Here is a 632-nt window from a genome sequence, read left to right as displayed (position 1 = left end):
CAGACCCCCGCGCCCTTGGCCTTACCGCACGCCATCTCGCCTATATCATCTATACCTCCGGTTCCACCGGGACACCAAAGGGCGTCATGGTCGAGCATCGCGGGATGGCCAATTATCTATTCTGGGCTTGCGACGTTTATGATCCCAGATCCTCTTCCGTGGTCTCCTCATCACTCGCCTTCGATGCAACGGTTAACAGCCTGTTTGCACCCTTGCTCCGTGGAGGCCATGCTCTCCTTGTAAACGATGGAGATGAAGTCGAAGAACTCAAAACAAAGATCGGCGCGCCGTGCGGGCTGGTCAATATCACCCCGAGCCACCTGGATGCGCTCGGCCAGCAGTTGCTAGCACAAACAACCGACAGTCAGGTCGGCACGTTTGTCATCGGCGGTGAAGCACTGTCGTCCTCCACGGTAGAATTGTGGCGCAGGATCCAGCCGACGGCCAGGATGGTGAATGAATATGGCCCGACCGAGGCAGTTGTGGGCTGCATCTTCTATGACATTCCGACCGAGCCTGCCATCTCGGCAAACGTCCCGATCGGCCGTCCGATCGCCAACACGCGGCTCTACCTGCTGGACGGTCATGGTGCACCGGTGCCGTTCGGGGCGGTGGGCGAGCTTTATATTGGC

General features: G+C 58.9%; 1 protein-coding gene. It reads left to right on the top strand.

The window, feature by feature from the left end:
• On the top strand, window positions 1-632 hold a 632-nt coding region (locus PY650_RS36645; RefSeq protein ID WP_285884996.1), incomplete at both ends, for an AMP-binding protein.

This window comes from Martinezella calliandrae (genome assembly GCF_030272695.1).
Lineage (GTDB): Bacteria > Pseudomonadota > Alphaproteobacteria > Rhizobiales > Rhizobiaceae > Rhizobium > Rhizobium calliandrae.
This window is presented reverse-complemented; position numbering and strand designations above follow the sequence as displayed.